This is a genomic window from Bergeyella porcorum (assembly GCF_042427575.1).
GTDB classification, from domain to species: Bacteria; Bacteroidota; Bacteroidia; order Flavobacteriales; family Weeksellaceae; genus Bergeyella; species Bergeyella porcorum.
In genome coordinates, this window is sequence record NZ_JBHMFD010000004.1 from 13,517 (window position 1) to 35,929 (window position 22,413).

The window sequence follows — 22,413 nt, forward strand, 5'->3', positions numbered from 1 at the left end:
GCTTCCTCTTCGGAAGCATTTTTTATTAAAGCTGAATAAGTCCAATTGTTTAAATTCTTTCCAGCTCATCTGTAGCAATGGTGGTTTTGAAGGTTCCGTAATTAACAATCGCTTTGTTTTTCGTGATTTTCTCTATTGTGCCTACGCTGGTAGAACCACTGATACGAACCCGCTGCCCTGGCTTTAGCCAGACCGAGCGTTCTTCTTTGCGTTTCTCTTCTAATTTCTCGTTGGTTTCGGCTATTTTTTCTTTTACCTCCGTCTTTTTCAGCTGTTGCGTAATCTTGCGTTTGATGATTTGTAGCCTTTTGCTTTCGTCTTTATCCGTGCCTAACTTTCGGTATTTTTCTTGTTCTAAAATCTTTACAAAATCTTTTACTACCTCTTTACGAGATTTTCCGTTGATATAAGAATTGATAAAGGCTTCTATCTTGTTTCCAAATTGCAATTTACGGTGTTCTTCCTCATAAAGTTTCTGAAAATTAAAGAGTTTTTGCTCCAATTGCTCATTCAGTTTTTGGAGGTTGTCCCGTTTATCTTCCACGGATTCTTTCTGCTCGGTAAGGTTAGATTTGAGTTTTTCTACCTCAAATTTCTCTTGCTGAAGTTTCACGATGGTTTTATCCAGGTTTACCACATCTTTTTCTACTTTTTGCCGAGCATTTTTGATGATAAATCTTGGGATTTTATTTTTCTCTGCCACCTCAAAGGTGAAGGAACTCCCCGCCTGACCGATTTCCAATTTATATAGAGGTTCTAAAGAATTTTCATCGAAGAGCATAGCTGCATTTTCTGCGTGAGGCAACTGCTCCACCACGAGTTTGATATTGGTGTAATGCGTGGTAATAATGGCATAACTCTTCTTCTCGTAGAAAAATTCCAAAAAACTTTCTGCCAAAGCACCGCCCAACTCTGGGTCTGACCCCGTTCCAAATTCATCTATCAAAAGTAAGGTTTTAGCATCGGCTTTTCTGATGATGCCAGACATTTTTTTTAACCTTGAAGAATAGGTGGAAAGATGATTTTCAATGGATTGATTGTCTCCAATATCGGTCATTATTTTATCGAAGAAAAACATTTCAGACTTGGGGTGTACGGGAACCAAAATACCACTCTGAATCATCAGTTGAAGTAATCCCACGGTTTTTAGCGTAATGGATTTCCCCCCTGCATTAGGCCCTGAGATACAAATAATCCTATTCTGAGGCGTAAGGGTAAGCGTCTGAGGGAATATCTTTTTGTTTTCGGCTGTGTTTCTTAGCCAAAGCAAAGGATGGAAAGCTTCTTTCAGTCGCAAGGTAGGGTGCGGATTAATCTTCGGTAGTACGCCATTGATTTTTTCTGCAAACTTTGCCTTGGCTCGGATTAAATCCAAGTGAAAAATATAATGCTGATAAATTTCTAAAAAAGGTTGATATTCAGAAATTTCAGCGGTAAGTTGTCTTAATATTTTATCGATTTCCTTTTTCTCTGCCTCTTCATTTTCCCTCAATTTGAAATAGTGCTTCACCACATTTTCTGGCTGAATATAAGTGATAGACCCCGTTTTGGAAATGCCTAAAACCCTACCAGGAACGCGTTTTTTGAACCCTGATTTTACGGCAAGCACCCTTTGGTCATCTATGATGGTTTCGCGGATGTCTTCCAATACATCGGCATAGGTGGTAAGAGCTCTATTAAAATTGTCCTGAATGGCTTTTTTCGCGTGTTGTATCTCTGTGCGAAGGTCCTTCAAAATGGAAGACGCATCGCTTTTCACCTCTCCGAATCTATTGAACACTTTATCGATTTTCTCCACGATTTCCTTGTGGTACTCAATATCTTTGATTTCCTCCAAAAGATGAGGGAAAGTCTCGGGAAGTGTGGGGAAAAACTTTTGCAGTCGCCCAATTTGCTCTGTGATGTTTTTTATCTTTCCAAAAGCTTTGTTATCAAGCCGATAGTTTTCTATCAGCATCAGTTTTAGTTCGGTTTCTATATCATCGTATTCATCGAAGGGAATAGCGTTAGAACTTTCAAAACTGGTAAGGTATTCTGATGTTTTTTTTAGTGAAAGTAAGGCTTCTTCCATTGGCATTGGACGAAGCTCTGCGATACGCTCCGCCGTCTTGGGCGAGTACGCATAAGGGACGATTTCCTGCAATAGTTCAGGAAATTCAAGCTCTATTAAATCTTCTTTATGGATATACACAGGGCAAATTTAATCAATTTTTCAGAGGTGTTCAAACTTGCCTATTATTACTATTATCAATTGAAAAACAAATTTCTATATAAGATATAAATTAACTTTATGATTTTTAACATAAACTTGAATTTTGTTAATAAAAACACAAACACCAATGTAATTTCTCAATATCTTTGAGTGCATTAAGAACCCCAAAAATATCATTTATGAATACTAAGATATTATCCATTGGAGCGTGTTTTTTATTTTTTTTCACTGCGAAAGCTCAGAGTGACAGTCTCTTGCTCAATCTTGATTTCAGAACTCGTGCAGAGATGGACAACGGGCAAAAAACCTTGATTCCGAAAGGTAAACAACCTGAAACTTCGGTGTACTCTCGTGCCCGCTTGGGAATAGATTACCATAGAGAGCATTTAGAACTTTATGCCGCTTTGCAAGATGCCAGAGTATGGGGTGAAACAGGTAGTACCAATCAAAGAAGTGGAAGTTTTAATGTTTATGAAGCTTGGGCTCAATATCAGTTTAATGAAAAAGTTGGTGTAAAAATTGGGCGTCAGATTCTTTCGTATGATGACGAAAGGCTTTTTGGAGCTTTAGATTGGCAGATGCAAGGAAGAAGTTTTGATGCGGCTAAGGGTATTTTTATCCTCAATCCGTATTCTAAGCTAGAAACCGTTATTACCTATAATAATGATGATAAAGATGGTGATGATTTAGCAGAAAATGAATTCTATAATGTTTTAGACTCTGGCGAAAGAACCAAATCTTTACAGCTTATTCATTATCAATATAAAAAGGATAAAACCACATTCTCTACAATTGGTCTAAACAGCATCACCCAACATCTCAATGGTAACCATTATGATATGGTAACTTTAGGAGCGAACGCCAAACATTATTGGGAGCATTTTGGTGTTTTTGGTTCGGTGTATTATCAAGTGGGTAAAAATTCTTTGGCACAAAGCAAAAGTGCGTATCAGTTTTCTTTAAATGCAGATGTCCTTTTGGGGCAGCATAATATTGTCCTTGGAACAGAATGGCTCTCAGGAACTGATTTTGATGAGGATACTTCTAAAAACCATTCTTTTAGTCCGTTTTATGGTACCAATCATAAGTTCAATGGTTTTATGGATTATTTCTTCGTGGGCAATCATTTTAATAGTGTAGGGCTGAAAGATTTTTATATAAAATCTAATTTCAAATTCAATCCAAAAGCTACATTGAGTGCCAATCTTCACGCTTTTAGCAGCAATGCTGCTATAGGCTATAACGCTAATAATGATAAGCTATCCCAATACCTTGGTACAGAGCTAGACCTTGTTTTTCAGTATAAAGTAGCTTCTTATTTTACATTACAAGTAGGACACTCTCATCTGTTTGCTGCTGAGGGAATGCAGTATCTGAAAAACATTCATCAGCCTAAGGATTTACAAACTTGGAGTTGGATAGGATTAAATTTTAATACTCTCACACGATTGAAATAATTGATATATATCATTGATGATGTATATCAGCCGTTTTTATTCTTTTAACGAGATAATTACGGCTAACTTTATTCCATCAAAAAAAAGAAGGAGTTATGAAAAAAACTCATCACAAAAAATGGAACAGATGGCTTATTCCAAGCTTATTGGGAATCATCTTGGGAATGTTTAGCTATATTTTCTATATTTCTAAAGCTTATTCCTACCTCTCTGATGATCCTAAAGCTTGTGTAAACTGCCACATTATGGCTCCAGAGTATTCTACTTGGTTTCACTCTTCGCACGGTAGGAATACTACTTGTAATGATTGCCATGTACCGCACGATAATGTAGTGAGAAAATATTATTTCAAAGCTATGGATGGTGCCAGACACGCTAGTATGTTTGCCCTTAGGCTAGAGCCTCAAGTTATTAGAATAAGAAAACCTGGAGAGACTGTAGTGCAGGAAAACTGCATCAGATGTCATAGTGACCTTAATAGCGTAGTGGGTACAGGGCAGGTTACCGCTACAATGGCTCATAATGACGAAGGTAAGCTCTGCTGGGAGTGCCATAGAGATGTACCTCACGGTATTGCCAGAGGTCTCAATTCTGCTCCGAATGCTAGAGTTCCTTTAGCTGAAACGCCCGTGCCAGATTGGCTGAATCAATTAACAGAAAAAAAAGAACAGTAATTAAAATACCCTCATTGTTATGAAAAAGAAAAATTGGCTGCTAGTTGCAATATTAGGTATAGTTGTATTTGCTTTAGGAATGTTAGCCAATTCCATTATGCAAAGAAGAGCAGAGTCTAAGCATCTTTCAACAGCAAACAACAATCTAAAACCTTTTGAAAGTCGTAATGAGATTTGGGAAGAGTTTTATCCTAGAGAATATCAATCTTGGAAACAAACCTTAGACACCACTTTCCGCTCAAAACATATGAGCAGTGGGATGGTAGATGCTCTCAAAGAGCGTCCAGAGATGGTCATCCTATGGGCTGGGTATGCCTTTGCGAAAGACTATGGCGAGCCTAGAGGACACTACTACTCCATACAAGATATTACCAATACCCTCAGAACAGGAGCTCCCAACGAAAAAGACCCAGGTCCTCAGCCAGGTACTTGCTGGACTTGTAAGTCTCCAGATGTACCAAGAATGATGAACAAAATGGGGGTAGCAGAGTTTTATAAAACATCGTGGTCTTCATTAGGACATGAGGTGACCAATAGTATAGGCTGTGCAGACTGCCACGACCAGAAAACAATGAATCTTACCATTACCCGCCCTTCATTAGTAGAAGCTTTCCAAAGAAATGGAAAAGACATAAAACAAGCTACACACCAAGAGATGCGTTCTCTAGTATGTGCCCAATGCCACGTAGAATATTATTTCAAAGGAGAAGGCAAATACCTTACTTTACCTTGGGATAACGGTAAGACTGTGGAGCAAATGGAAGCTTATTACGACAATGTAAAACACGTGGACTTTGAACACAAGCTTAGTAAAACTCCTATTTTAAAAGCTCAGCACCCTGATTATGAGATTTTCCAAATGGGTGTTCACGCCCAGAGAGGTGTATCTTGTGCAGACTGCCATATGCCTTACAAGTCCGAAGGTGGAGTAAAATTTACAGACCACCATATTACCAGTCCATTGGCTAATATGAATAATACCTGCCAAGTTTGTCACAGAGAGTCTGAAGCTGTCTTAGCACAGAATGTTTATGAAAGACAAGATATGGTGATTAGCCTAAGAAACCGTTTAGAAAAACAATTGGTAAAAGCCCACCTAAAAGCCAAATTCCTTTGGGATAATGGTGCCAATGCTACAGAAATGAAGCCTGTATTAGATTATATCAGAAAAGCACAATGGCGATGGGATTACATCGCGGCTTCTCACGGAGCAGCTTTCCACGCCCCTTTGGAATCTCAGAGAGTTTTGGCAGATGGTATGTTTAATGCAATGGAAGCAGACAATACAATGAATCTCCTTATCGATAGAAAAAAACTTTCAGGAAAATTCATAATGCCCGATATCAATACTAAAGAAAAAGCTCAAAAATTTATTGGCCTGGATATACCAGCAGAGCGAGCAGCTAAAGCGAAGTTCTTAAAAACTGTAGTTCCAGAATGGATAAAAAAAGCTAAAGCACAAGGAACTTTAGTAATGAATTAAAGAAACAAAATAGTAATCATTTTTTCGGCTGATTGGCTTCTGATAAGCTTTTGAAAGAACTGATCAGCCGATTTTATATTTTAAAATCTTCAGTATGACTTTTGAATCTTCTTTTCACAAACGAAACCATTATCAATGGAGCATCATCTTAATTTTAGCCCTATTGATTATAGGGTTAGTTTTACAGTTCACTGTAGGTTCTATTCCCAAAGCGTGGTTTTCTTTTCCTTACAACATCTATACAGGCTTGAGCTTTGTATTGATTTCTACAGGGCTATTTTGGAAATTCAAAAACCGAGAATTGGTCAATCTTTTGGGAGGAGTTCCCTTTGCTCTGGTGGTCATTATCGTTTTAGGAATTCTCACCATTGGTTTGGGAAGTATCAATCTAGACCATAAAATTCCAGAAATGGCGGCTGAGAAAGGCGTGCATCCCGCTGAAATGCCACACGAACACAATCCTTACCTCATTCAGTTGGGATTAAAGAATATTACCGCCACTTGGTATTTTGCTTTTGTATTTTTGGGCTTGCTCATCAATCTTTGGTTTGCAACATTGAAGAGAGCAATTGTATTTCAAGCTAAAAACATCACATTCTTGCTCAATCACTTTGGACTTTGGCTCTGTTTATTTGCTGGAGTTCTAGGGCAAGGAGATGTACAAAAGCTCAAAATGACCTTGCAACAAGACCTCCCAGAGTGGCGTGGTGTAGATGAGCAGGGTAATGTATTGGAGTTGCCCATTGCTTTAGAATTGAAAAAATTCAAGATGGAAATCTATCCTAATAAACTTTTCCTCATCAACAAAAAAGGGGAAGCCCTGCCCACCAGTAAGCCAGATGGATTTCTACTAGAAAAAGCTGGGACTACCCATCAGTTTCAGCAGTGGAAAGTAACCCTTTTAGAGTATGTGGAAAATGCGGTAATGGTGAGCGATAAGGCATTTGCTAAAAATCCAATGTGGGGCTCTACCAATGCTGCCAAAATCATAATAGAAGATACCAAAACAGGCAAAAAACGCACTGAATGGATTTCTTGTGGTAACTTTCAGTTTATGCCCCGCGTAGTGAAAATGGATGAAGAACATACGCTGGTAATGGCACCGCCAGAAGCTAAAAAATTTGAATCGGAGTTGCTTTATTATCAGAAAGATTCCAAAGACATTAAGACAGCTTCCATCTTTGTTAATCAACCTTTGGCTCTCAATGGATGGAAAATTTATCAGACCAGTTATGATGAAAAATTGGGAAGATGGTCAGACATCAGCGTGGTAGAATTGGTTTCAGACCCTTGGCTTCCTTTGGTCTATTTAGGAATTTTCATTCTTATGCTTGGAACTATTAGTTTTTTAATCAAAAATAGTAAATCATAATATGTGGCAATACTTTGATATTTTGTGCTATGCAGTAGCGGTTTTAATACTCTTGGCCAACGCTCTGCTATACAGTAAAGCATCTTTTTTACAGAAAATAAGTCTGGTACTATACGCTATCTCTGTGATAGTGATGGGAGTATTCATCACGCAATTGTGGATTTCATTAGAGAGACCTCCACTCAGAACATTAGCAGAAACGCGGATTTGGTATTCTTTTTTTGTGGCAGCCATCGGATGGGTTTTATATCTTATGTATCGCTACAAATGGATTGTAAGCTATTCTTCCATAATGACTTTGGTCTTCTTGGGAATTACTTTTTTCCATCCTGATACTCAGAATAAAACGCTGATGCCCGCCTTGCATAGTGTATGGTTTATCCCTCACGTAGTGGTCTATATTTTCGCTTATGCAATGTTTGGAATGGCAACGGTATTGGCTGTATTTGGCTTATACAAATCTTACACTCACAAGAATACAGAGGAAGAAGTCACGCTGGTGAACAAGCTCATCAACATAGGATATACCTTTCTTACTTTGGGATTACTCTTCGGAGCTCTTTGGGCTAAAGAAGCTTGGGGACATTATTGGACTTGGGACCCAAAAGAAACTTGGGCATTTATCACTTGGCTAGGCTACCTTATCTACATCCATCTAAGGTATAAGTATAAAAACATCAATGATAGACAAGACTTCATCATTATCATCATTGCTTTTATTTTGCTTCTGATGTGCTGGTTTGGGGTTAATTACCTTCCTACTGCGGCTAATAGCGTGCATACTTATTCTGGATAATATTTTGTGAAACGATAGAATCTATACACGAGTCATTTTGAGAATAAACAAAATGACTCGTGTTTTTCTGTATAAGGTTAACATTTTTAGATATCAATCTATCTGCACAAGGAATATGGTATTCAGTTGTGAAGTTATACGGTAGGTCTTCTCAAAAAGCTCGCCTGCTTTTCCCTAAAAGCTCGCCTGCTTTTCCCTAAAAGCCCGCCTGCTTTTTCCTAAAGGCTCGCCTGCTTTTTCGGTATCGTTATTTTAGGGTATTAAACCCAGATTATGCATTAGACTTTGATGGTATTTTCGAACAATTATTGTGTTCTTGTAAGTTTTCTATTAATAATTCTATTCATATAGTCCTGATACCAAGCTTTGCAAAGATTTTTATGGTGTTCTATTTCGGTATTTGTTAAAGCATCGATGAGGTTGTTTTCCAGATTTAAATCTTCTATAGCATAGATACCTGTAACATCTTCTCCATTGAAAGTATAGATGTAATCACCGATGATCATTTGTTCTTGTATTCCATTGGAGTTTACTATGAAATGCTCATCATTGGATAATAAGCTCCTTCCCCAGCTTCGGAAAGGTTTATTGTATCCCAATATATCTACTAATGTGGGGTAGATGTCCATTTGCTGAGCTATTTTGGGGCTTACTCCCTTTAGCTGATAAGTAGGGTTAGGTGAATAGAATATAATAGGAACCGCAAAACTGTTCATCGCTTTTTTATATTCATCATAGTACACTTGATTGGTATGATCCCCTGTTATTACAAATATTGTATTGTGATACCAAGGTTGCTTTTGAGCTGTTGTAAAGAATCTTTTCAGTGCATAATCTGTATACTGAATGGGTTGATGCATATCATTATATCCTTTTTTGAAATGTCCGTTATATTGTTCTGGTATTTTGAAGGGATGATGTGATGATGCCGTAAAAACGGTTGCCATAAAGGGTTTAGATTTTCCTATATTTTTAGCAAAGTATTGTAGAAAAGGCTCGTCCCAGATAGACCAAATGCCGTCCCAATCTGCATCGTTACCATATTCTGTCTTTCCAAAATAATGTTTGAACCCTAGTATGTTTGAAAACCCTAAAAATCCCATAGAGCCATTAGGCGCTCCGTGATAAAATGAAGTGTCATACCCTAGCTCGTTACATACAGAAACAATAGATTGTATAGGTTGATTAGCGTAGGGAGAACCTGTAAAGGCATCCTTTAAGGCGGGTATTCCTGCTAATATACTACTCATACCGTGTATAGATTGTCTTCCATTCGCAAAGCTATTAGGAAAAATTAAGCTCTCTTTAGATAGACTATCTACAAAGGGCGTAAAAGACTCATAGTTTGGGATATTTTTTCCTTGATTAAAAGCACCTGAGTATTCTCTTCCAAAACTTTCTACAATCAAAATAACAATATTAGGCTTACTATGAACCTCTCTAGGATAGTATTTATAAGGTTTAATATATTGTTCAATAAACGATTCATCTACAAAATGAACTTGTTTGAAATTATTAGAACCAATGGTTCGTAGAAAAGAAAATACGCTATTCAGTACTATGTTGGCTTGTATAGGATGTTTAGTATGTCTATTGGCATCTACCATATTGATAGGTCTAGTACTATGTTTAAAATCGCCTCTAATGCCTCCTACTACTAGTATAGCAGAAATGCTTAGTACAAACAATGAAACTGAAAAGTATTGCCAAGAAACAACAGGTTTGGATACTTTGACCTTTACTATTTTATATAAAAATATCCACAATGCTAATAGTATGATATAAGATATTAATACCAATGGATTCTGAATAATAGAATGTAAAAATACCTTACTTAGATTACTTTCATTCTTTGTAACATCTAAGGCGGCTACTGTAAGGCGAGATTGGCTGAATCTGAAATAGATGAAGTCTCCAAAGTTCATAGCATAGGCTAGTGCATTTGGAATAAAATAAATATAGAATAACACCCGCTGATATCCTTTGGAAGTGTTTATCACCAAAGGTAAGAGACTCAGTAATATAAAGAGAGAATTTATATATAAAATTGCAGTGGTGTCAAAAGCAGTTCCGTAATAAGAAAGCCAAAAATAATCTGTAAAGGAACTGATTTCTATCAAGTCTTTATTATTTAACCAAAATAATAGCCTAGCCAACTGATAGAATAAAAATGCTAGAAATAATCTATAAACTAATACCTTGATTTCTTGCCAGCGAAAATATTTCATTGTAAATATATTTTGAAGATTGCAAAATTAGTTTTTTGAATTGAATAATAAAAAAACTACATTTGTGCCTATGAATTTCATTAAAAACAACCTCGCCAATATTTTTACCCTTGGAAATCTTTTTTCGGGGAGTGTGGGCGTCATTCAGCTATTGGCTGGAAATTACGAGATGACAGCACTTTGCATTTTAATTTCGGCTGTTTTAGATTTTTTTGATGGCTTTATTGCAAGGGCGTTAAAATCCAATTCCGAGCTGGGTGTGCAGCTGGATTCCTTAGCAGATATGGTGACTTTCGGGTTGCTACCAGGGCTTACAATGTACACGATGCTTTCACCCTTCGGAAACGATTTAGCGGGCGTTTCACTCCCATTTGAAATCAAATATTTAGGCTTATTCATCACGCTGTTTTCTTGCCTCCGATTGGCTATTTTCAACATCGATACCGAGCAAAGTTATTCCTTCCGCGGGCTTAATACCCCTAGCAATACTTTTCTTATTTTCGGACTGTATTTTGCTTATCAAAAAACGGGAGCTTTTGCCTTCCTCACCGAAAATGTAGGGTTATTATTACTTCTCACCGTGCTTAGTTCGTGGTTATTGGTAAGCTCTATCAGGATGATTGCAATGAAATTTAAGTCCAAACAACTGAAAGATAATTATCCTAAAATCGCCTTAGTGGCAGGTATCATCCCTATAATCGTTATTTTTGGGTGGGCAGGCATTCCATTGGCAATTGTGTATTATATGTTGGTATCTATGCTGTTTGCTAGGCAATTGTATTAAAGGTTAGGCATTAGAGATTAGAGGTTAGAGGTTAGAGAGCTGTAGGGGTAATTGTTAATTGTAAACCAACTCAAAACTTAAATTGGTTGTCAGTTGATAGTTGATGGTGAAAACTCAAAACTCAGCACTCAAAACTTAAAACTCTTAAGAAAGTCTTTTCTCTTTCTTCTTTCTTCTTTTTTCAAAAAACTTAAAACTTAAAACTTAAAATATATAATGAACTTAAAACTCCATAAACCTCTTTGTACTTTCGATTTAGAAACGACTGGAACCAATGTTTCCAAAGATAGGATTGTAGAAATTAGCATATTAAAAGTAAACCCAGATGCTTCGCGAGAGAGCAAAACTTGGCTTGTAAATCCAGAAATACCTATTCCTACGGGAGCCAGCGAAGTGCACGGTATCTACGATGAAGATGTTGCCAATGCTCCTACTTTCAAAGAAATCGCACCTAAAATTATGGAAATGATTAACGGCTCTGATTTGGCGGGGTTCAATTCCAACCGCTTTGATGTTCCTCTTTTAGCGGAAGAACTTCTACGGGCAGGCGTAGATTTTGATTTATCCAAAATGAAACTCGTAGATGCACAGGTGATTTTCCATAAAATGGAACCGAGAAACCTTTCGGCGGCGTATCAGTTTTACTGCAACAAAACCTTAGAAAACGCTCATTCTGCGGAAGCCGATACTTTGGCTACATTTGAAATTCTAGATGCACAGGTAGGGCGATACGAAGAAGTTCCGAATGACATTGCTACCCTGAGTGAGTTTTCTTACCATAATAAGTTTGTAGATTTAGCAGGGTTCATCGCTCTTGATGATGCTGGAGAAGAGATTTTCACCTTTGGAAAATACAAAGGACAACGCGTAAAAGAAGTGTTCCAGCGAGATATTGGCTATTTCGGTTGGATTCAAAATGCTGATTTCCCACTTTACACCAAAAAAATCCTCACGGGAATACAGCTGAGAAGCAAGTTTTAAAATTGTTGAGTTTTTGAACAAAGAAGCAAGAAGAAAGAGAATAGATTTCTAACCTCTAACCTCTAATATCTAACCTCTAATCTACAATTATGAAAATCATCTGCATCGGAAGAAATTATAGTGAACACGCTAAAGAATTGGGTAACGAAGTACCAGAAAATCCTGTGATTTTTCTGAAACCAGAAACTGCTATTTTGGAGGGGAATGAATTTCGCCTACCATCATTTTCAGATGATGTCCATTATGAACTGGAAGTTGTGGTGAAAATCTCCAAGGAAGGGAAAGATATTCCCAAAGACCAAGCACACCAGCATTATGAAACCTTTAGTTTGGGTATCGATTTCACCGCCCGAGATGTTCAGTCTGAGCTGAAAGCCAAAGGCCTTCCGTGGGAGCTTGCCAAGGCTTTTGATGGTGCTGCGGTGGTGGGACACTTTCAATCTAAGCACGCTTATAGTTTAGAAAGTTTGCAATTCTCATTAGCGAAAAATCAAATTACGGTGCAAGATGGCAATACAGAGCAGATGTTATTTTCCATTGATGACATCATTGCTTTTGCCTCACAATATTTTACCCTTTGCGAAGGTGATTTAATCTACACTGGCACCCCGAAAGGCGTAGGTAAAGTAGAAGCAAATGATGTTTTAGAAGCATTTTTAGAAGGAGAAAAGTTGTTAGAACTAAAGGTGATTTAAAGAAATAAGTCAATTCAATGATAAACTAAAATAACCCGCTTCAGTTATAAGACGGGTTATTTTTATTTTGTTTGTAATTTTAAAAATAATTACTTCGCTGGTTGCTGCGTTGGAGCAGTTGGCGATGGTGTTGCAGGTGCTGTAGTCTGTGCAGGAGCTTTGGTTTGAATTTTTTGTACAGGCTTACCTGTAAGAACTACGCTTAGCACAATCAGAACAGCAATGGTAATTGCTAAAGTCCAAGTAGATTTTTCCATAAAATCATTGGTTCTCTGTACACCAAACTGAGCCGCTCCAGCTCCACCAAAAGTCCCGGAAAGACCGCCTCCTTTTGGGTTTTGTGCCATAATGATAATTACCAACAATACAGAGGCAATTATTATAAGTATCATAAATAATGTAAATACAGTGCTCATTATCTTTTCCTAATTTAGGGTGCAAATATAATCTTTTTAGAAAGAATCTGCAAGTGAAAGCTTTAATATGTTTTTAAAGAGAAGTGAAAATGTTTATTTGTATGGTTTTTAATTTATTGAATGAAAAGATTTAAAATGAAATGTCGCTAAGATTTCATACATTTGTAAAGAGATTTCGGTAGATATTACAATAATGATAAACCAAGATAAACACTATATTTTTTTCGATGGAGAATGCGGATTTTGCAACCAAGCCATCGCGTGGATTTTAAAACGAGATAAAAAAGATCAGTTCCTTTTTGTCTCTTTGCAATCAGATTTAGGACAACAATTCTTATCCGATAGAAATCTTGCAACCAATAATTTTCAAACCCTTTACCTTTGGAAGCCCAATGCCTATTACCTTACCAAAACGGCAGCCACAATGCAGATATTGAAACTTCTGGGAGGAAGATATAAAATCCTTAGCCATCTGAATGTGCTTCCCGATGCGTTATCCGATAGATTCTACAACCTCTTGGCTCGCAATAGGCAATCTATTTCGGCTAAAAATTGCTATGTGCCAACGGAACAAGAACGCAAAAAAATTATAAAATAAAATCATCTTAAAAGTCCAAATTCCTATCTTTGCAAACTATGGAATATAATACAAATCGCTCTCGGCTCAATATGCCAGAATACGGGCGTATCATACAGCAATTGGTGGAACGATGCAAAGAACTTCCTACAAAGGAAGAACGCAATGAGATGTGCCACGCCATTGTTGATTTTATGGGGCAAAGAAACCCTCAGCTTCGCGATGAAGAAAATTATAAACACAAACTTTGGGACCACTTGTATATTTTGGCAAATTATGATTTGGATGTAGATGCACCATATCCTTTCCCTACGCCAGAAGAGCTTGCTCAAAAACCTCAAAAAATGGAATACCCTAAACTACAAGGGGATTTTAAGTTTTATGGGAAAAGTATTTTACAGCTTATAGACTTGGCAATCAATCAAGAAGATGGGGAAGAGAAAGATGCTCTGATAGAAGTCATTGCCAACAATATGAAAAAATCCTATAACATTTATAATAAAGAACACGTTACAGATGAGGTGATTTTCAGGCATCTAAAAGAATTATCAGAAGATAGACTGGATCTTACGAATATAGAATCTTTGGAAAAAAGTAAAATCTATTATACCAATCATCGTAATAAGAACCAGAAAAACGGTAATAAAAACAAGTATAGAAATCAACAATTTAAAAATAGAAGAAAATAATGAGTGGAATGTTTCAAATACGAGGTGGAAAGCAATTGCACGGCGAGATTACTCCCCAAGGAGCTAAAAATGAGGCTCTGCAAATTCTCTGTGCGGTATTGTTAACAGATGATGAAGTGAGGATAAAAAATATTCCCGACATCCACGATGTTAATAGACTGATTGAAATCTTAGGTGATTTCGGTGTTAGAATTACTAAAAACGGAAAGGGGGATTACACTTTCAAAGCAGATCAGGTTAATTTTGATTATATAAAATCCCAAGAGTTCAAAAAAGATGGGGCTAAGCTCAGAGGTTCCATTATGCTTTTAGGTCCTATGCTGGCAAGATTTGGCGAAGCTTATATGCCTACACCAGGCGGGGACAAAATAGGGCGTCGCCGTTTGGATACACATTTCCAAGGATTTGTAGAGCTGGGAGCAGAGTTTCACTACGATGAAATTGAAAACTTCTATACCTTGAAAGCTAAAGAACTGCAGGGGAAGTTTATTCTTTTGGAAGAAGCCTCTGTAACGGGAACTGCAAATGTGGTAATGGCGGCGGTTTTAGCGAAAGGAAAAACTAGAATTTATAATGCCGCCTGCGAGCCTTACCTTCAGCAGCTCTGCAAGATGCTCAATAGAATGGGAGCTAATATTTCTGGAATTGGGTCTAACCTTCTAACGATAGAAGGTGTTTCGCACCTGCACGGCACCGAGCATACAATGTTGCCAGATATGGTAGAGATAGGCTCGTGGATAGGTTTAGCTGCGATGACCAAATCCGAAATGACCATTAAAAATGTACATTGGAATCAGTTGGGGGTTATTCCATCTACTTTTAGAAAACTGGGAATTGAGTTGGAGCAAAGTGGCGATGATATTTATATCCCAGCACAGGAGCATTACAGAATCCAAAAATTTATAGATGGTTCTATTCTTACTGTTTCAGATGCACCGTGGCCAGGTTTTACACCAGATTTATTATCTATAGTTTTGGTGACGGCTACTCAGGCAAAAGGAACAGTTTTGATTCATCAGAAAATGTTCGAATCTCGTTTGTTTTTCGTGGACAAACTGATAGATATGGGAGCTCAGATTATCCTTTGCGACCCCCACAGGGCTACTGTAGTAGGGCTTAACCACGAGTCGCCACTAAGAGGTACTACAATGACCTCTCCCGATATCCGTGCTGGTAATGCTCTTCTCATTGCTGCTCTTTCGGCAGAGGGAAAATCTATTATTCATAATATTGAGCAGATTGATAGAGGCTATGAAAACATCGATGGTAGGCTCAGAGCTTTGGGAGCGGATATCGTGAGGATATAGATTTTAACTTAATTGTTAGTTTATAGTTGTTGGTTGATGGTTGTCGGTTGATGGTCTTTCTTCTTTCCTCTTTCCTCAAAAAACTCAGCACTCAAAACTCAAAATTATTCAGAGGCTATTTTAATTGAGCTCTATAGAGGTTGGCGTAGTAGCCATCTTGTTGTAGTAAATCGGTATGAGTGCCTTCTTCCACTATGAAACCATTATCCATCACAATGATTTTATCCGCTTGTTCTATTGTAGAAAGGCGATGGGCAATGATGATGGAAGTTCGGTTTTGGGTGATTTTTTCAGTTGCTTTTTGAATGAGCTTCTCGCTATCGTGGTCTATGGAGGAGGTCGCTTCATCTAAAATCAATATTTCAGGATTAGAAAGATAAGCCCTAAGGAAAGATAGCAGCTGTCTTTGTCCTAATGAAATGGAAGAGCCCCTTTCGCTCACGGTATAGTGATAGTTGTCTGGCAATTGCTGTATAAAATCGTCCACGCCTATTTCTTTTGCCGCTTGGCGTATGCGGTCTATGGTAATAGATTGGTCGCCAAACGCGAGGTTGTCATAGATACTACCGTGAAACAAAAATACATCTTGTAATACCACGCCAATATGATGGCGGAGATTATAGAGTTCATAGTCTTTTAGATTGGTGCCGTCTATGAGGATTTTCCCTGAATTAATATCATAGAAACGGGTAATCAGGCTGATGATGGTAGATTTTCCTGCCCCTGTTGCTCCTACGATGGCAACAGTTTCGCCAGGGTTTACCGTGAAGCTAATGCCTTTCAGAACCTCTTGTTTTTCATCATAGGCAAAATGCACATTCTGAAATTCTATTTTACCCTCAAAATGATGTTTTACCACGCTACCCTCATTAGGCATTGTAAGGTCTTCATCCATCAAGCCCAAGACGCGTTCTGCCCCTACAATTCCCCTTTGGATGTTATTAAAACGGTCTGCAATCTGTCTCAGTGGGCGTATGAGCATAGAGATGTATTGGATAAAAGCAATTACCACCCCTGCTGTAATGGTGATATAGCCGCCATAAAACAAGACAAAACCAATGAAAATAGAGGAGATAAGCTCCACAACTGGGAAGAAAAGTGAAAAGATAAATACCGTGCGGAGTAGTGCCGCCTTTAAAGTGGTATTGATGCTTTCAAATTTCTTCATTTCTTGCTCCTCACGGTTGAAGATTTGGATGAGGGACATCCCTGCCAATCGTTCTTGAACAAAGGCGTTTTGGTTGGAAGTCCAAGTTCTTTCATCGCCAAAGGCTTTCTTCAGCCGCTTTTGAAAAAAACGGGTAATCACCAGCATTAGCGGAAGTATCACAATGGAAATCAGCGTGAGATTGGTATCCGTGCGGTACATCATCACCAGTACAAAAACAATCCTTAGAATATCCCCGAATACCATTAGAAACCCATCGGTATAGACGGTGGCAATGGTTTCTACATCGCCCACCGCTCTGGTTACCAATTGCCCAATGGGCGTTTTATCAAAAAACGAAGTTTTAAAATAAATAAGCCGATTGTAAAGCCTCTCCCTAATATCCCGAATCACATTTTGAGAGATATAATTGGAAAACCAAACCAATAGGAAATTGAGTACCGTTTCCAACAGCACCAGCCCTACCAGCCAATAGATATGCGTCATCATCTGGGCTTTATCTCTTTGGGCAATAATATCGTTGTCCACTATCTGCATCGTAAGATACGGGCGATAAGTAGAGACCAAAGACAGTAAAACCGAAATAATAAGTGCCAATATAAACCACGAGCGAAATTTCATCCCGATAGAGAAGAGTCTGCTGATGGTATGCCAAGTTGTTTTCTTTTCCATAAAATAATGGTACAAAAATAGGGAAAATAAATCACCTCCTATTTTTTTGAATTTGAATTTAATTCAATTTTTGATGATTCACATTGATTAAATAAATAACTTGATTAATCTATTTAAAATAAAGCTGAAATCATATTAAAAAATTATACTTTAATTTCCCGCATTGTGTTTGAAATAAAATACAGTAGTATGAAAGGACAAACAAGGTTGTTTGTAATCAAATACAACAGTATGAAATGAAAAACAAGGTTGTTTGAAATAAAATACAGCAGTATGAAAAGAGAAATAAGGTTGCTTGTAATCAAATACAGCAGTACGAAAGGGCAAACAAGGTTGTTTTTAATCAAAGAAGAAAAAATATTGTTCACTAACAGGAATTTGATTAATTTTGGGAACTTTAATTTTATGAAAAAAAATTAGAGCTGGTGCAAATGCAGAATGTTAAAGGTTTTGGATTCATTGAAGTGTTGTTTCAATGTTTACACCTAATGCCACAGCCATAATAACTGCTTTGGGAGTCGTTTTTGAAATGTGTACTAGATTTTATATGATGTTTTTAAGTAATAAACCATATGAATGATAATATTAGAAAGCTATTAGCTTTAATATCTTTAGTTCTCATTTTTATGGATTTATTTCAATTGTATGAGAATAAGTATATTGTAGCTATTTGTTATTTAATAATAACGATATTATTATTTTTAAAGCCAAAGGGAAAGTAATTTCCCTTTCATTAATTTATGAAAAATAGAAAAAATAGAAGTAAATATATTGAGATAGTAGCCCTATTTCTTGCTGGTGCAACATTGGCGTACATTTCACCTACAATATTTGGTTTTGGAGAAGAGAAATTAGAAACGAGAGAAATTAGAGGTTCTGTTGCAACAATTATAGCGTGTTTATTAACATCCATTGCAATGTTTTTAGAATACTTTAAAAAAGACCAAACAAAATAATAATTTTTTGTTGTTGGCATATTTAGAATTATGAAGAAAATAGTAGCTTTTGTTTCAATTTTTATAGTTTCATATATTGTTGTCTATTTCATATTAACAGCAACAACTACAACAATGGAAGCAGACTCGGAGCGTACGATTAGACCTTTTTGGTTTATTTTTATTATTGCATTACCATCAATTTTAGGGTTGTTTTTTCCTAGGCTTAGAGAAGCAGGATTAGGACGGGTTGATTTGATAACCTTTATCGTAAGGTTTTTCAAAAAATAATACGCTATCAAATTTTTAAAAAGTAAGAGGGAGGGATTAAGTATCTCCTTGTTTTATTTATCCTCTCAAGAAAGTTACCTTTGTGAGTTGAATATGTAAAGTAAAAACTCATCACTTAAAACTTGTTAAAGTGCAAGGCGATGATTATATTTGTAGCATTTCAAATCTAAAAAGTAAAACTATGGTAGGGATTATTATGGGCAGCCAGAGTGATTTGCCGATTATGCAACAAGCTGCAGATTTTTTAAAAACTTTAAATATTCCATACGAGCTTACGGTGGTTTCTGCCCATCGTACACCAGAGCGAATGTTTGATTATGCCAAAACGGCTCACGCCCGTGGGGTTAAAGTTATTATTGCAGGAGCGGGTGGAGCGGCTCATCTCCCAGGTATGGTGGCGAGTTGTACCACATTGCCTGTGATAGGTGTTCCTATTCTTTCCTCCAATTCTATAGATGGTTGGGATTCTATCTTGTCTATTCTTCAGATGCCTTCGGGGATTCCTGTGGCAACGGTAGCTTTGAATGGTGCTACCAATGCGGGGATTTTGGCGGCTAAAATCGTTGGAACTTACGATGAACAAGTAGCTGAAAATCTTCAAAAATATCAAGATTCTCTGAAAGATAAAGTTTTAGGAACGATGGAAAGCATTAAAGCAGAACATCCCAACCACTACGATGAGAATACACACTCTTAATGTAAAATGAAGTAAAAACAGTATGAACACTTTGAGTTGATACTGTTTTTATTTTTGAAAGCTAGGACAAAAAAATTATCTTTGCTCTATGGATTATCCGAGTAAAGTATTGGCAAAAGCCGTGGAGGAAATTTCGGGATTGCCGGGGATTGGCAAGAAATCAGCATTAAGGCTGGCATTACATCTGCTGAAACAGCCAGAAAGCCAAGCAATGGCTTTAGGGGATGCCATTCAGAAATTGGTGTCGGACATCAAATATTGTAAGGAATGTCATAACTTCTCCGATTTTGAAGTGTGTGATATTTGTTCTAATCCCAAAAGGAATTCGGAATTGCTCTGCATTGTAGAAGATGTGAGAGATGTAATGGCAATAGAAAATACAGGGAAATATACGGGGAAGTATTTGGTTTTGGGAGGTAAAATTTCCCCAATGGAAGGCATAGGCCCTGGGCAACTGAATATTTCCTCGATACAACAAAAATTGGAAGCCAATGAAGTGAAAGAATTGATTTTTGCCCTTAGTGCTACAATGGAAGGCGATACTACAGCGTATTATATCTACAAGAAATTTAAACATTTTAATGTAAAATTTACTTCCATTGCTCGTGGTATTTCCGTGGGTGATGAGCTGGAATATGCTGATGAAATTTCCCTTGGACGCTCCATTCAGAATCGTGTGGAGTATAATGAAGGACAATAATTGTTTCTCTATTCTATGAATCTCAAGCCTCTACATATTGTTGCATTTGATGTTCCTTTTCCTGCGAACTATGGCGGCGTTATTGATGTGTTTAGTAGGATAAAATGCCTGCATCAGTTAGGGTATGCCATTACTTTACATTGCTATGAATATGGTAGAGGACGGCACCGAGAGTTGGAAGATTATTGCACCAAAGTTTATTATTACCCCCGTCCTAAAAGAGTTTGGGATTTATTTTCCTCTACTCCTTTTATTGTAAAAACAAGAATTAATCATCTGCTTATCAAAAGGCTAAAAGAAGACCTATATCCTATATGGATGGAAGGTTTGCACTGTGCTTGGCTCCTCAACTATTTCTCCTCATCAGAACGCCAACTGCTGGTAAGGGTACACAATATAGAGCATTATTACTATGATGGATTGGCACAAGGAACTCCTGCCCCTAAACGCTGGTATTTTCTTTGGGAATCTCAAAAGCTAAAACGCTATGAACCTATTTTATCCCAAGCTTCTCATCTCTATGCCATACAAGAGTGTGATGTAGAATATTTCAAAAAAATCAATCCTAATACCACGCTGCTACCTTCATTACCTCTTAATGATGTGATGGCTCCACCTCAGGCTTTAATGCCTTATGTTTTGTATCAAGGCAGTTTAGATGTAGAAGAAAATCAAAAAGCAGTGGTTTGGCTTATCCATAATGTATTGAAACATTTGCCTCAAAAGAGTAAAATTGCAGGAAAGAATCCTCCCCAGTGGCTCAGAGCATTATGCTGTCAATTTCAAATTGAACTTATAGAAAATCCTGATGAAACAGTGATGACATCTTTGATTGCTAATGCTAAAATACACCTCCTATACACGGAGCAAGATACAGGGCTAAAGCTAAGACTGATGAATGTATTACCATACAATGGAGAAATTATCGTTAATCCTAAAATGGTAGCTGGCACCAAGTGGGGACGCTATTGCCATATCGCTACCCTTCCCTCCGATTTTATAGCGAAAATCAAGAACAACTTATCCCTACCAGAAGGGAACAGCGATAAAGTACAGCAAAGGCACCTTCAGTTATCTTTGGAAAGACAACAAGTAGAATACATATTATCCAACATCTAATTCCCCTGAAAATACAATGCCTATAAAACTCTCCATCATCATACTCAATTATAATGTAACGGCACTCCTTAGGGCGTGTATCGCTTCTGTGCAACGGTATATTATAGGCGTATCTTACGAAATTATTGTCATTGACAATCATTCCCCAGACACCTCTTGGAAGGTTTTAAAAACCGAGTTTCCCGATGTAATCTTCATAGAAGAAGCAGAAAACAAAGGATTTGCCTTTGCTAATAATAAAGCGGTGAAACAAGCCCAAGGGGAATATATTCTATTGCTCAATCCTGATACGGAGTTGTTGGACAATCAAATGCAAAATATCATTCGCTTTGCTGATGAACAAGAGCGTTTCGGCTGTCTTGGGGTAAGAATGGTAGATGCTGCAGGAAATTTCCTTCCCGAAAGCAAAAGGGCGGTACCTGATATGTTCAACTCCTTTGAAAAACTATTTACCAATTTCAAAACCAATTCTTCTAAATCGTATTATCGCAATGATATCGATGAAAAAGCCATTCAGCCTGTGGAGATCATTACGGGAGCTTTTTTTCTTTGTAAAAGAAAGGTTTATGAAGAGATAGGAGGATTAGACGAAGCTTATTTTATGTATGGAGAAGATATTGATATTTGCTATACATTGCAACAAAAAGGGCTTCAAAATTGGTATTATGGGGCAATGACTATTCTTCATCACAAGGGAGAAAGCACCACAAAGGATGCGGTTTACCTTCAGCGGTTCTATGGGGCAATGCAAACTTTTATAGATAAGTATTACCGAAAGCAAAAGCCTTTACAACATTTATTACTATCCTTTGGATTAAAGTTTAAACACTTCCTTGAACGGCTGAAACTGCGATGAATCAAGGCTATATTAACTTTGTTTTTTTTTCTGTCTTGTAATATTTCTTCCCATCGAGGGAAAGTTTCCTGCGAATCATCTTGGCGTTTTCCCATCGTGGGAAAGTCTCCTGCAAATCATCTTGGCATTTTCTAAGCCTTAGAAAGTCTCCTGCAAATCATCTTGGCGTTTTCTAACCCTTAGAAAGTTTCCTGCAAATCATCTTGACATTTTCTAAACCTTAGAAAGTCTCCTGCAAATCTGCTTGGCATTTTCCCATTGTGGGAAAGTATCTCGCAAATTAAATCACTTTATAATAGGTCAA

General features: G+C 37.4%; 21 protein-coding genes. 17 read left to right on the top strand and 4 right to left on the bottom strand.

Annotated features, from left to right (window positions below; genetic code table 11):
* Positions 1-49 precede the first annotated feature (49 nt).
* Complete coding sequence (locus ACFFUE_RS02795; protein ID WP_376832679.1) at positions 50-2,191, bottom strand: endonuclease MutS2; 2,142 nt, start codon at positions 2,189-2,191, stop codon at positions 50-52.
* A gap of 200 nt (positions 2,192-2,391) precedes the next feature.
* Between ACFFUE_RS02795 and ACFFUE_RS02800 the strand changes: the two genes are divergently transcribed.
* From ACFFUE_RS02800 to ccsA, 5 genes are all read left to right on the top strand, one after another.
* Positions 2,392-3,669: an alginate export family protein gene (locus ACFFUE_RS02800; protein WP_376832681.1), complete on the top strand. Its 1,278-nt coding sequence runs from the start codon at positions 2,392-2,394 to the stop codon at positions 3,667-3,669.
* Positions 3,670-3,764: 95 nt separating this feature from the next.
* Complete coding sequence (gene nrfH, locus ACFFUE_RS02805; protein ID WP_376832683.1) at positions 3,765-4,343, top strand: cytochrome c nitrite reductase small subunit; 579 nt, start codon at positions 3,765-3,767, stop codon at positions 4,341-4,343.
* A 19-nt stretch (positions 4,344-4,362) separates the two neighbouring features.
* Positions 4,363-5,826 (top strand): ammonia-forming cytochrome c nitrite reductase, encoded by a 1,464-nt coding sequence (gene nrfA / locus ACFFUE_RS02810; RefSeq protein ID WP_376832686.1) that lies wholly within the window; start codon positions 4,363-4,365, stop codon positions 5,824-5,826.
* Between the two features lie 94 nt (positions 5,827-5,920).
* Entirely contained in the window at positions 5,921-7,198 is a 1,278-nt protein-coding gene (locus ACFFUE_RS02815) for a cytochrome c biogenesis ResB family protein (RefSeq protein ID WP_376832688.1), read from the top strand.
* 1 nt (position 7,199) lies between these two features.
* A complete protein-coding gene (gene ccsA, locus ACFFUE_RS02820) occupies positions 7,200-7,994 on the top strand; it encodes a cytochrome c biogenesis protein CcsA (RefSeq protein WP_327984972.1) in 795 nt (264 codons plus the stop codon).
* Between the two features lie 305 nt (positions 7,995-8,299).
* Here the strand turns inward: ccsA and ACFFUE_RS02825 are convergent, their stop codons facing one another.
* Positions 8,300-10,222 (bottom strand): LTA synthase family protein, encoded by a 1,923-nt coding sequence (locus ACFFUE_RS02825; RefSeq protein WP_376832691.1) that lies wholly within the window; start codon positions 10,220-10,222, stop codon positions 8,300-8,302.
* 70 nt (positions 10,223-10,292) lie between these two features.
* Between ACFFUE_RS02825 and ACFFUE_RS02830 the strand changes: the two genes are divergently transcribed.
* The 3 genes from ACFFUE_RS02830 (at position 10,293) to ACFFUE_RS02840 (ending at position 12,682) form a co-directional block, all read left to right on the top strand.
* Positions 10,293-11,006, top strand: a complete 714-nt coding sequence (locus ACFFUE_RS02830; protein WP_376832693.1) for a CDP-alcohol phosphatidyltransferase family protein — start codon at positions 10,293-10,295, stop codon at positions 11,004-11,006.
* Positions 11,007-11,222: 216 nt separating this feature from the next.
* Positions 11,223-11,987, top strand: a complete 765-nt coding sequence (locus ACFFUE_RS02835; protein WP_376832695.1) for an exonuclease domain-containing protein — start codon at positions 11,223-11,225, stop codon at positions 11,985-11,987.
* A gap of 89 nt (positions 11,988-12,076) precedes the next feature.
* The gene (locus ACFFUE_RS02840) at positions 12,077-12,682 is read left to right on the top strand and encodes a fumarylacetoacetate hydrolase family protein (RefSeq protein ID WP_376832697.1); all 606 of its coding nucleotides are present in this window, start codon (positions 12,077-12,079) and stop codon (positions 12,680-12,682) included.
* Between the two features lie 89 nt (positions 12,683-12,771).
* Here ACFFUE_RS02840 and secG read toward each other — a convergent pair whose 3' ends face one another.
* The gene (gene secG, locus ACFFUE_RS02845) at positions 12,772-13,098 is read right to left on the bottom strand and encodes a preprotein translocase subunit SecG (RefSeq protein ID WP_327984967.1); all 327 of its coding nucleotides are present in this window, start codon (positions 13,096-13,098) and stop codon (positions 12,772-12,774) included.
* Positions 13,099-13,291: 193 nt separating this feature from the next.
* Here secG and ACFFUE_RS02850 point away from each other — a divergent pair, with 193 nt between their 5' ends.
* From ACFFUE_RS02850 to murA, 3 genes are read left to right on the top strand one after another with little or no spacing between them, the layout of a single operon-like run.
* Positions 13,292-13,696 (top strand): thiol-disulfide oxidoreductase DCC family protein, encoded by a 405-nt coding sequence (locus tag ACFFUE_RS02850; protein WP_376832700.1) that lies wholly within the window; start codon positions 13,292-13,294, stop codon positions 13,694-13,696.
* A gap of 38 nt (positions 13,697-13,734) precedes the next feature.
* The gene (locus tag ACFFUE_RS02855) at positions 13,735-14,364 is read left to right on the top strand and encodes a DUF4290 domain-containing protein (protein WP_327984965.1); all 630 of its coding nucleotides are present in this window, start codon (positions 13,735-13,737) and stop codon (positions 14,362-14,364) included.
* Complete coding sequence (murA, locus tag ACFFUE_RS02860) at positions 14,364-15,671, top strand: UDP-N-acetylglucosamine 1-carboxyvinyltransferase (RefSeq protein WP_376832703.1); 1,308 nt, start codon at positions 14,364-14,366, stop codon at positions 15,669-15,671. The genes ACFFUE_RS02855 and murA overlap by 1 nt, the downstream gene beginning before the upstream one ends.
* A gap of 115 nt (positions 15,672-15,786) precedes the next feature.
* On the opposite strand, the gene ACFFUE_RS02865 is transcribed toward murA, so the two are convergent.
* Complete coding sequence (locus ACFFUE_RS02865) at positions 15,787-17,511, bottom strand: ABC transporter ATP-binding protein (RefSeq protein WP_376832705.1); 1,725 nt, start codon at positions 17,509-17,511, stop codon at positions 15,787-15,789.
* 740 nt (positions 17,512-18,251) lie between these two features.
* Here ACFFUE_RS02865 and ACFFUE_RS02870 point away from each other — a divergent pair.
* From ACFFUE_RS02870 to ACFFUE_RS02895, 6 genes are all read left to right on the top strand, one after another.
* Entirely contained in the window at positions 18,252-18,467 is a 216-nt protein-coding gene (locus ACFFUE_RS02870; protein WP_376832707.1) for a hypothetical protein, read from the top strand.
* A gap of 30 nt (positions 18,468-18,497) precedes the next feature.
* On the top strand, positions 18,498-18,737 hold the full coding sequence (locus tag ACFFUE_RS02875) for a hypothetical protein (protein ID WP_376832709.1): 240 nt from the start codon (positions 18,498-18,500) through the stop codon (positions 18,735-18,737).
* Between the two features lie 181 nt (positions 18,738-18,918).
* Positions 18,919-19,434 carry a 5-(carboxyamino)imidazole ribonucleotide mutase gene (gene purE / locus ACFFUE_RS02880; RefSeq protein WP_376832711.1) on the top strand — a complete coding sequence of 172 codons (516 nt, stop codon included), beginning with the start codon at positions 18,919-18,921 and terminating at the stop codon, positions 19,432-19,434.
* Between the two features lie 88 nt (positions 19,435-19,522).
* Entirely contained in the window at positions 19,523-20,134 is a 612-nt protein-coding gene (gene recR / locus ACFFUE_RS02885; RefSeq protein ID WP_376832713.1) for a recombination mediator RecR, read from the top strand.
* A gap of 15 nt (positions 20,135-20,149) precedes the next feature.
* Positions 20,150-21,253, top strand: coding sequence for a hypothetical protein (locus tag ACFFUE_RS02890; RefSeq protein ID WP_376832715.1), 1,104 nt, complete (start codon positions 20,150-20,152; stop codon positions 21,251-21,253).
* Between the two features lie 16 nt (positions 21,254-21,269).
* Entirely contained in the window at positions 21,270-22,109 is an 840-nt protein-coding gene (locus ACFFUE_RS02895; protein WP_376832717.1) for a glycosyltransferase family 2 protein, read from the top strand.
* Positions 22,110-22,413: the final 304 nt, after the last annotated feature.

What these genes read in the sequence shown, in the direction of transcription:
- ACFFUE_RS02875 (WP_376832709.1), top strand. Translation starts at nt 18,498, where the DNA reads ATGAAGAAAATAGTAGCTTTTGTTTCAATTTTTATAGTTTCATATATT.
- ACFFUE_RS02840 (WP_376832697.1), top strand. Translation starts at nt 12,077, where the DNA reads ATGAAAATCATCTGCATCGGAAGAAATTATAGTGAACACGCTAAAGAA.
- ACFFUE_RS02895 (WP_376832717.1), top strand. Translation starts at nt 21,270, where the DNA reads ATGCCTATAAAACTCTCCATCATCATACTCAATTATAATGTAACGGCA.
- ACFFUE_RS02850 (WP_376832700.1), top strand. Translation starts at nt 13,292, where the DNA reads ATGATAAACCAAGATAAACACTATATTTTTTTCGATGGAGAATGCGGA.
- ACFFUE_RS02830 (WP_376832693.1), top strand. Translation starts at nt 10,293, where the DNA reads ATGAATTTCATTAAAAACAACCTCGCCAATATTTTTACCCTTGGAAAT.
- ACFFUE_RS02835 (WP_376832695.1), top strand. Translation starts at nt 11,223, where the DNA reads ATGAACTTAAAACTCCATAAACCTCTTTGTACTTTCGATTTAGAAACG.
- nrfA (WP_376832686.1), top strand. Translation starts at nt 4,363, where the DNA reads ATGAAAAAGAAAAATTGGCTGCTAGTTGCAATATTAGGTATAGTTGTA.
- ACFFUE_RS02855 (WP_327984965.1), top strand. Translation starts at nt 13,735, where the DNA reads ATGGAATATAATACAAATCGCTCTCGGCTCAATATGCCAGAATACGGG.
- ACFFUE_RS02815 (WP_376832688.1), top strand. Translation starts at nt 5,921, where the DNA reads ATGACTTTTGAATCTTCTTTTCACAAACGAAACCATTATCAATGGAGC.
- ACFFUE_RS02870 (WP_376832707.1), top strand. Translation starts at nt 18,252, where the DNA reads ATGAAAAATAGAAAAAATAGAAGTAAATATATTGAGATAGTAGCCCTA.
- secG (WP_327984967.1), bottom strand. Translation starts at nt 13,098, where the DNA reads ATGAGCACTGTATTTACATTATTTATGATACTTATAATAATTGCCTCT.
- recR (WP_376832713.1), top strand. Translation starts at nt 19,523, where the DNA reads ATGGATTATCCGAGTAAAGTATTGGCAAAAGCCGTGGAGGAAATTTCG.
- ACFFUE_RS02865 (WP_376832705.1), bottom strand. Translation starts at nt 17,511, where the DNA reads ATGGAAAAGAAAACAACTTGGCATACCATCAGCAGACTCTTCTCTATC.
- murA (WP_376832703.1), top strand. Translation starts at nt 14,364, where the DNA reads ATGAGTGGAATGTTTCAAATACGAGGTGGAAAGCAATTGCACGGCGAG.
- ccsA (WP_327984972.1), top strand. Translation starts at nt 7,200, where the DNA reads ATGTGGCAATACTTTGATATTTTGTGCTATGCAGTAGCGGTTTTAATA.
- purE (WP_376832711.1), top strand. Translation starts at nt 18,919, where the DNA reads ATGGTAGGGATTATTATGGGCAGCCAGAGTGATTTGCCGATTATGCAA.
- ACFFUE_RS02800 (WP_376832681.1), top strand. Translation starts at nt 2,392, where the DNA reads ATGAATACTAAGATATTATCCATTGGAGCGTGTTTTTTATTTTTTTTC.
- ACFFUE_RS02825 (WP_376832691.1), bottom strand. Translation starts at nt 10,222, where the DNA reads ATGAAATATTTTCGCTGGCAAGAAATCAAGGTATTAGTTTATAGATTA.
- nrfH (WP_376832683.1), top strand. Translation starts at nt 3,765, where the DNA reads ATGAAAAAAACTCATCACAAAAAATGGAACAGATGGCTTATTCCAAGC.
- ACFFUE_RS02890 (WP_376832715.1), top strand. Translation starts at nt 20,150, where the DNA reads ATGAATCTCAAGCCTCTACATATTGTTGCATTTGATGTTCCTTTTCCT.